At 51.9% G+C, this 8454-nt stretch carries 8 protein-coding genes; 5 read left to right on the top strand and 3 right to left on the bottom strand.

The window, feature by feature from the left end:
* Positions 1–52 precede the first annotated feature (52 nt).
* From ACTBZS_RS11080 to ACTBZS_RS11070, 3 genes are read right to left on the bottom strand one after another with little or no spacing between them, the layout of a single operon-like run.
* Complete coding sequence (locus ACTBZS_RS11080) at positions 53–829, bottom strand: hydroxypyruvate isomerase family protein (protein WP_463044164.1); 777 nt, start codon at positions 827–829, stop codon at positions 53–55.
* On the bottom strand, positions 829–1713 hold the full coding sequence (locus tag ACTBZS_RS11075) for an NAD(P)-dependent oxidoreductase (RefSeq protein ID WP_463044163.1): 885 nt from the start codon (positions 1711–1713) through the stop codon (positions 829–831). The genes ACTBZS_RS11080 and ACTBZS_RS11075 overlap by 1 nt, the downstream gene beginning before the upstream one ends.
* Positions 1714–1719: 6 nt before the next feature.
* Complete coding sequence (locus ACTBZS_RS11070) at positions 1720–2712, bottom strand: class 1 fructose-bisphosphatase (protein WP_463044162.1); 993 nt, start codon at positions 2710–2712, stop codon at positions 1720–1722.
* A 69-nt stretch (positions 2713–2781) separates the two neighbouring features.
* On the opposite strand from ACTBZS_RS11070, the gene ACTBZS_RS11065 reads away from it, so the two are divergent.
* From ACTBZS_RS11065 to ACTBZS_RS11045, 5 genes are all read left to right on the top strand, one after another.
* Entirely contained in the window at positions 2782–3609 is an 828-nt protein-coding gene (locus ACTBZS_RS11065) for a purine-cytosine permease family protein (RefSeq protein ID WP_463044161.1), read from the top strand.
* Complete coding sequence (locus ACTBZS_RS11060; RefSeq protein WP_463044166.1) at positions 3606–6206, top strand: hybrid sensor histidine kinase/response regulator; 2601 nt, start codon at positions 3606–3608, stop codon at positions 6204–6206. Before ACTBZS_RS11065 ends, ACTBZS_RS11060 begins: the two co-directional genes overlap by 4 nt.
* Complete coding sequence (locus tag ACTBZS_RS11055) at positions 6203–7111, top strand: response regulator transcription factor (RefSeq protein ID WP_022653592.1); 909 nt, start codon at positions 6203–6205, stop codon at positions 7109–7111. The genes ACTBZS_RS11060 and ACTBZS_RS11055 overlap by 4 nt, the downstream gene beginning before the upstream one ends.
* A gap of 109 nt (positions 7112–7220) precedes the next feature.
* Positions 7221–8315, top strand: coding sequence for an urea ABC transporter substrate-binding protein (urtA, locus tag ACTBZS_RS11050; protein WP_463044160.1), 1095 nt, complete (start codon positions 7221–7223; stop codon positions 8313–8315).
* Positions 8316–8317: 2 nt separating this feature from the next.
* Positions 8318–8454 (top strand): transporter substrate-binding protein (locus ACTBZS_RS11045; RefSeq protein WP_463044165.1); only part of this gene is annotated, 137 nt, incomplete at its 3' end.

The raw sequence follows: 8454 nt of genomic DNA, 5'->3' as shown, positions 1-8454 counted from the left end.
GGTGCTGTCACCGCGAAAGGGCGACGCACCATGAGTTGGTTGTCTGTTTTGGCTAATCGACTTCTAACCAAAACAGTGTGTGTTCAGTTTGCACTGAAGGATGGTATTCCGCAGCCACAACGCCACAATAACCTAAGCGGTCGATGGCGCTGAAAATCTCAACAAAATCCAATTCACCCGACCCCGGCTCGCGTCGCCCGGGGCAATCGGCAAACTGAATATGTGCTAACTGCGATAAATGCTGTTCGATAAAAGGCAAAATAGGCAGCTGTTGCCGAGCAAAGTGGTAGATATCGACCTGAAGACCAAAGTTAGGACAATCGACTAACTCCAGCAACCGTAGCATATCCTCCCCGCGATTCACCAAAAACCCCGGCATATCAAATGGGTTGATCGCTTCGCTGGTGAGCGTGCAATCGAGATGCTCGGCAAAGCGTTGACAAGCGTATTGCACATTCTGTGTCAACAATGCCCATGCTTGCGCTGTTTGATGATCGGGCGCTAACCGACCCGCCAAAACATTGACACAACTCACCCCCAAGCCCTCGGCATAACGTAGGGCTTGTTCAATACCGGCTTGGAAGGCTTGTTCTTGTCCTGCGACAGCGGCAAGACCCGCGCCACCACTCATCAAATCACCAGCCGGCGCGTTGATTAAAACAATTTCAACGCCGCTTTCTCGTTGCCATTGCTGCCAATCACTCAATGGAATGGCATAAGGAAACTGAATTTCCACGCGGTCAAAGCCGGCCATGCGTGCCGCGTGTAACCGCTCTGCCCAAGGCACTTCCGTAAACATCAGCGAGAGATTGGCAGCAAATCGCAGCATTATCTGGCCTTTCGATACAGTTCAATCAAGGTGGATAAATCTTGCACACCAAAACCCTCGGCATGGTGTGCCAATTGTGCAGCGGCTTGACTGGCCACCGGCAGCGTCAACCCCGTTTGTTGTGCACTGTCGAGGGCGTTGCGTAAATCTTTCAATAATGTCGCCACCTTCCATTGCACCGGCTCATATTGCCCTTGTGCCATGCGTGGGGTAAGTAATTGAAACGGTTTGGAATCGGCAAACCCCCCCGCCAGCGCAGGGGCCAATAAATGCGGGTCTACGCCAGCTTGCTCCGCCAAAGCGACTGCTTCGGCAATCAACACCGCATTGGCAGCGACTATCAACTGATTACACAATTTGCTTACCTGACCGCTGCCCACATCACCCATTCGCGTCACACGGCTAGATAACGCTGAAAATACCGGTGTTAAACCCGTGATGGCGTCGGCATCGCCACCGGCCATAATGACCAAACTGCCTTGCTCGGCACCGACTACACCACCGGACACTGGCGCATCAATCCATTGAAAGGGTTGTTGTTCGGTGACTTGTGCGGCAAAGCGGCGGGTGGCGTCTGGTGTGATACTGGAAAAATCCACCAAAAAACGTGCCTGCGCTAACTGGGCATGAATTAAACCGTGTTCACCGAACACCACGTGTTCCACTGCCGCCGTATCAGCTAAACACAACATCACCACATCGCATTGTTCTGCTAATGCCTGTGGTGTCTCTGCCCATGTTGCACCAAGTGCCAAGAGCGCTGCGGCTTTTTCTGGGTGGCGGTTCCACACTTGCACGGTAAACCCTGCTGCTAACAACCGCCGCACCATCGGCTGGCCCATCAGACCAAGCCCAGCAAATCCTAGACTTAACATCTCTGTCATGCTGTATTACTCAAAATGATATTGCGTGACCCGTTCGACTTCTTCTTTCGAACCGAGAATGACCGATACCCGCTGATGTAAGCCTTCTGGTTGTAACGATACAATCCGCTCGCGGCCATTGGTCGCTGCACCACCGGCTTGTTCTACCAAAAAGGACATGGGATTGGCTTCATACATCAAGCGCAGCTTGCCGGGTTTACTTGGGTCACGGGCATCGCGTGGGTACATAAAGATGCCGCCACGGGTCAAAATACGATGTACCTCTGCCACCATCGAGGCCACCCAGCGCATATTAAAGTCTTTCCCACGGACACCCGTTTTGCCAGCCAGTAATTCCGCCACATAACGCTGTACCGGTGCTTCCCAATGGCGTTGATTCGACATATTGATAGCAAATTCTTTTGTCGCCGTTGGGATGGTCATATTGGCTTGAGTCAGGATAAATTCCCCACAATGACGATCCAAGGTAAAGCCTTGCACCCCCTGACCCGTGCTGAGCACCAACATGGTTTGTGGCCCGTACAAGACATAACCGGCGGCCACTTGTTGGCTGCCTGCTTGTAAGAATTGCGATTCCAACTCACCTTCACCACGCTTCAAAATCGAGAAAATGGTGCCAACCGAAATGTTGACATCAATATTGGACGAGCCATCGAGAGGATCGAACAATAATAAGTAAGGGCCTTGTGGATATTCGGCTGGAATGGGGCTGGCATGTTCCATTTCTTCCGAAGCCATGCCGCTGAGTAATCCTGTCCATGCCAGACCATCGAGCAACATTTGATTGGCAATCACATCTAATTTTTTCTGATCTTCCCCTTGCACATTGCCGGTGCCGGCTTCACCCAGCACACCTGCCAATGCCCCTTGGTTAACGGCATCACTGATGGAAACACAGGTACGCGCCACAGCGCTAATTAAGGCGGCTAAATCATGGTCGAGGTGTTGTTGCTGTTGGGCGGTTGCCAGAAAACGGGCCAAGCTGATGCTGGATGACATAAGGCACAATCCTAATCAAGATAAGTTCAGCCGCGATTATGAACTAGCTTGATGTGAGAAACAAAACCGATGGCAGGGTTTTTGCTGGCTTTGCTGGGTATGGACCGCCCAACTTCATCCCCACCGCCGATTGTGACCCTCCGTCGCGACTATAACCGCTGGGTTGCCAGCGAAACGCTCGAGGACTATGCGCTGCGCTTTACCCCGCAGCGTTTCCGCCGTTGGTCGCTATGGCAAGTGGCCAATACTGCTGCTGGTGGGGCGGCTGCTTTTTTAGTGTTAGAAGCCGTTGGCGCGACCATGATGGTGCAAACGGGCTTTCTCAATGCGTTTTGGGCGATTTTAGCCACCGGGTTAATTATTTTTTTGGCTGGGTTGCCGATCAGCTACTACGCTGCGCGCTATGGCGTTGATATGGATTTGCTGACCCGTGGTGCCGGATTTGGTTATATCGGCTCAACGATCACCTCGCTGATTTATGCCTCATTTACCTTTATTTTCTTTGCCCTCGAAGCCGCCATCATGGCCTATGCGCTAGAACTGGGGTTTGGCCTGCCACCGGCATGGGGCTATTTGGTCTGTGCTTTGGTGGTATTGCCGTTGGTGATGCACGGGGTCACGGTGATTAGTCGCTTACAACAATGGACCTTACCCCTTTGGGCGGTGTTATTGCTACTGCCTTATCTGTTTGTCTTATGGCATGCCCCTGATGCCCTGACCGGTTTATGGCAATACACCGGTGCACATACTGCCCCAGCCGGTTTTGATTGGCACCTGTTTGGTGCGGCATTAACAGTCGGCATTGCGCTGATTACTCAAATGGGCGAACAGGCCGACTATTTGCGTTTTATGCCAGCAGCAGAGGCAGGTAAGCGGGGCGGTGGTGGTTGGCGGTGATTGTCGGTGGGCCGGGTTGGGTGGTGCCGGGAGTGATGAAAATGTTGGGCGGGGCGTTATTGGCCTATTTAGCGCTGCGTAATGGTGTGGCCGCTGACAAAGCGGTTGATCCTAACCAGATGTATTTAATTGGTTTTTCGTATGTATTTGACCACACCGCGATAGCGATTGCCGTCACCACCGTATTTGTGGTGATTTCACAGTTAAAAATCAATGTCACCAATGCTTATGCAGGTTCTTTGGCGTGGTCGAATTTCTTTTCTCGTCTGACGCACAGCCACCCCGGACGGGTGGTGTGGGTGGTGTTTAATTTAGCGATTGCCCTGATGCTGATGGAACTGGAAGTGTTTCATGCGTTGGGGCAGGTATTGGGCTTGTATTCGCATATTGCCATTTCTTGGATGATGGCGGTGGTGGCGGATTTGGTGCTGAACAAACCGCTTGGCTTGAGTCCAAAAGGGATTGAGTTTAAGCGCAGCCATCTTTATGACATCAATCCCGTCGGCGTGGGGGCGATGTTATTGGCGTCAATATTATCTATCGCAGCTCACCTTGGGCTGTTTGGCGAGGACATTCAACCGTTTTCCGCTTTTGTGGCGATGTTGGTGTCGTTCTTGTCGGCGCCTTTATTGGCATGGCTAACCCGAGGTCGTTATTACCTAGCGCGTCAACCCCACCCTCCGGCTGCCTCGGCCACACAACTGCAATGTGTGGTGTGTGAACAATCGTACGAAGCGGCGGATATGGCAACGTGTCCTGCCTACCAAGGGTCGATTTGCTCGCTTTGCTGCACCTTAGATGTGCGTTGTGGTGATCGTTGTAAACCACAAGCCCGTTTATCAGCACAATGGATGTCTTGTTTGCATACTCTGTTGCCACGGGCGTTACATCCTTATTTGGCGCATGGCTTGGCCCACTACTTATTGCTGATGGCTGGCATTGTCAGTGTGTTGGGTTTGATCTTGGGTTTGCTGTATTACATTGAATGGCAAAATGCCAATGCGCTGTATGCCGAAGCCTTGCCTGCTTTATTTTTGCGGTTACTGGCGGCTTTGGTGTTGGTCAGTGGGGTGGTGGCATGGTGGATGGTATTAACGGCACGCAGTCGTGAAGTGGCACAGGCAGAATCGGATCGACAAACAGCCTTGTTAATGCAAGAAATCGATTCTCACCGCCGTACCGATGAACAGTTAAAACGTGCCCGCCATGCGGCAGAACAAGCCAATCAGGCAAAAAGCCGTTATATCTCGTCCATTAGCCATGAATTACGCACACCGCTGAATAGTCTCTTGGGCTATGCCCAAATTTTGGCCGCCGACGCCACGATTCCCCCCCACCGCCGGCAAGCGGTAGAGGTGATACAGCGCAGTGGTGACCATTTATTGTCGGTGATTGAAGGCACGATGGACATTGCTCGAATTGAAAGCGGCAAATTGCGCTTAGACACTCGCGCCTTAGATTTTGCGGCATTTATTCAACAACTGGTGGCGATGTTCGAGCTACAAGCCCGCAATAAGGGCTTAGATTTTACTTTTAGCGGCCCTGTACATTTACCTGCGGTGGTGCGTGCTGATGAAAAACGGCTGCGGCAAATTTTAATTAACTTATTAGGCAATGCGGTGAAATTTACTCGCCGTGGTGGCGTGCGGTTTTGTTTGCATTACCGCCGTGATATGGCGACCTTTGAAGTGATTGATACTGGACCGGGGATTGCACAAGCCGAACAAATGCGAATTTTCGAACCCTTTGAGCGTGCCGCCAGTAGTGGTGTTGGTGGCACGGGCTTGGGTTTAACCATCAGCAAAATGCTGACGGATTTAATGGGCGGTGAGCTGACTTTGCGGAGTCGTGTGGGCGAAGGTTGCCACTTCACGGTGCGCTTATTTTTGCCGTATGTCCACGCGGCGGTGGCGGCAAAAGAACTGCCACGGCGGAATCGTGTCGGCTATCTCGGTGCGCGGCGGCGTATTTTGCTGGTGGATAATGAGGATACCGATCGCGAAATGTTAGCAACCATGCTGGCGCAGTTGGGGTTTGAAGTCAGTCAAGCTGCCAGCGGTGAGGCGTGTTTGGCGTGCGTCGATGAGTTGAAACCGCACTTAGTATTGATGGATCTGGCCATGCCGGGAATGGATGGTTGGCAGGCATTGCGCGTGTTGCGACAAAAGCAATTAACCGACTGCCAATTAGCGATTATCTCGGCCAATGCGTTTGAAAAAGGGCAAGAAAACGATGTCGGGATTGCCAGCGAGGACTTTTTGCTAAAGCCAATTCGAATTGAAGAATTGCTAGATTGGATCGGTCAACGTTTACAACTGTCATGGTTATTGGCCGATTCGGCGGAGGACATGACTCCAGAAGTGCCAGCCATAACAGAAAGGGTTTTTCCTCCGGCAGCAGAACTGTTGCCCTTACTTGACGCCGCTGGTTTGGGCTATGTGCGCGGCATGAAACAAGAATTGGCACGTTTGGCCATGCTCGACCCGCGCTACGCTGAATTTGTGGCCGTGGCAAGCGAACATGTGAAACGGTTTGAGTTTGATGCGCTGCGGGAGTGGATTCGGCGCGGATTGGCCACAACAGGGAATTCGATATGAACCATTGCGGTGTGGTGCTGATTGTGGACGATCAGCCGGATAATTTAACCTTATTGCATGATGCGTTGGATGAAGCGGGATATATGGTGTTGGTGGCTACCGACGGTGAGTCGGCATTACAACGGGCGCAACGCTCCTTGCCCGATGTGATTTTGCTTGATGCGGTTATGCCCGGCATGGATGGGTTTAGCGTGGCACGGGCATTAAAAGCCAATTTTCACACGCGGTCGATTCCAATTGTGTTTATGACTGGCCTAACCGAAAGTGAGCATGTGGTAGCCGCCTTTGCTGCTGGCAGTGCCGACTATGTGACCAAGCCGTTAAAACCACAAGAAGTGCTGGTGCGGATTGCTGTTCATATCCAACAAGCACGACAACTGACCCAAGCCAGTTCCGCCCTCGACGCTTTTGGTCAAGCCACTTTAGCGATTGCCAGTGCCAGCGGTAAATTAGTCTGGCAAACCGCGTTGGCGCGCCAGCTGTTAGAAAGCTATTTTGGCCTTAGTGACACCGCCCCGCCTGTGCTGTTGCAATGGATTGCACAAGCACAAACCGCTTATCTCAATGGGCAAGAGCCCTCGGCTTTGGTCTATCAAACCGCTGGCCGGCGTTTACTGGCATCGCTGCATCAACAAACCACCGAAGGGGAATGGCTGCTGGTGTTACGCGAAGAAAATCACCAAGCCAGTATGCTCAGCCTGATGCAGGTTTTTCCATTGACCCAACGCGAGGCCGAAGTGTTGTATTGGCTGAGCTTAGGCAAAACCAACCGCGATATTGCCGATATCCTCGGTATGAGCCCCCGCACGGTCAATAAACATTTAGAACATATTTTCAGCAAGTTAGGTGTTGAAACCCGCACTGCAGCGGCGGCGTTGGCCTTGAGCAAATGGCGTAGCAGTTAGGCCGGCACGGGTGTACGCCAAATGACGTATTTAAGCGAACTGGGCACACGGGTAAGCTGTTTTTGCATTGCAGCAAAAACATTGATGACCTTTCTCAGGGAGCTTCGCCATGACCACCCGCCGTTTGTTTCTGAAACTTACCACCCTTACCGCCTGTTTGTTGTCTGCGGGTCTGTCCTCCACCGTATTGGCTGCTGACACCATTAAAGTCGGTGTGCTGCATTCCCTCTCTGGCACGATGGCCATTTCTGAGACCTCACTCAAAGACATGGCCCTGTTTACGATTGATGAAATCAATGCCAAGGGTGGGATATTGGGTAAAAAGCTTGAACCGGTGGTGGTTGACCCCGCTTCGAACTGGCCATTATTTGCTGAAAAAGCGCGTCAGTTGCTAACCCGAGATAAAGTGGCGGTGACCTTTGGCTGTTGGACATCGGTATCGCGTAAATCTGTATTGCCAGTGTATGAAGAACTCAACGGCTTACTGTTCTACCCTGTGCAATACGAAGGCGAGGAAATGTCGCCTAACGTGTTCTACACCGGCGCTGCCCCTAATCAACAGGCCATCCCTGCGGTGGAGTACCTGATGAGCAAAGACGGTGGCGAGGCAAAACGCTTCTTCTTGCTCGGTACCGATTATGTATACCCGCGCACCACTAACAAAATCCTACGCGCCTTCCTTAAATCGAAAGGGGTGAAGGACAGCGATATCGAAGAGGTTTACACCCCATTCGGCCACAGCGATTACCAAACCATTGTCGGCAATATCAAAAAATTCTCTGCCGGTGGCAAAACAGCGGTGATTTCTACCATCAACGGCGATTCAAACGTGCCGTTTTATAAAGAGCTTGGCAACCAAGGGCTGAAATCCACCACCACACCGGTTGTCGCTTTCTCGGTGGGCGAAGAAGAGCTGAAGGGGATTGATACCAAACCGTTGGTCGGTCATTTGGCAGCGTGGAACTACTTTATGAGTGTCAAAAACCCTGTCAACAGCAAATGGATTGCCGACTACAAAGCTTGGGCCAAGAAAAAAGGCATGGCTAACGCCGATAAGCTCGTGACCAACGATCCGATGGAAGCCACCTATGTCGGTATCCAAATGTGGGCCGAAGCGGTGAAAAAAGCTGGTACCACCGATGTCAACGCAGTGCGTAAAGCGATGGCAGGAATCAGTGTCAATGCACCTTCTGTTTTACCCTGAAAATGGACGAGAAAAATCATCACCTGCATAAACCGGTGATGATTGGTGAAGTGCGTCCTGATGGCCAATTCTCGGTAGTGTGGAAAACCAAAACACCCGTTCGCGCCCAGCCGTGGAGCCCCTTTATCGCCGGCAACGA

The organism is Aquaspirillum sp. (assembly GCF_055136605.1).
Note: the sequence above shows the minus strand (reverse complement) of the source record. Positions and strands in the feature narration are given on the sequence as shown.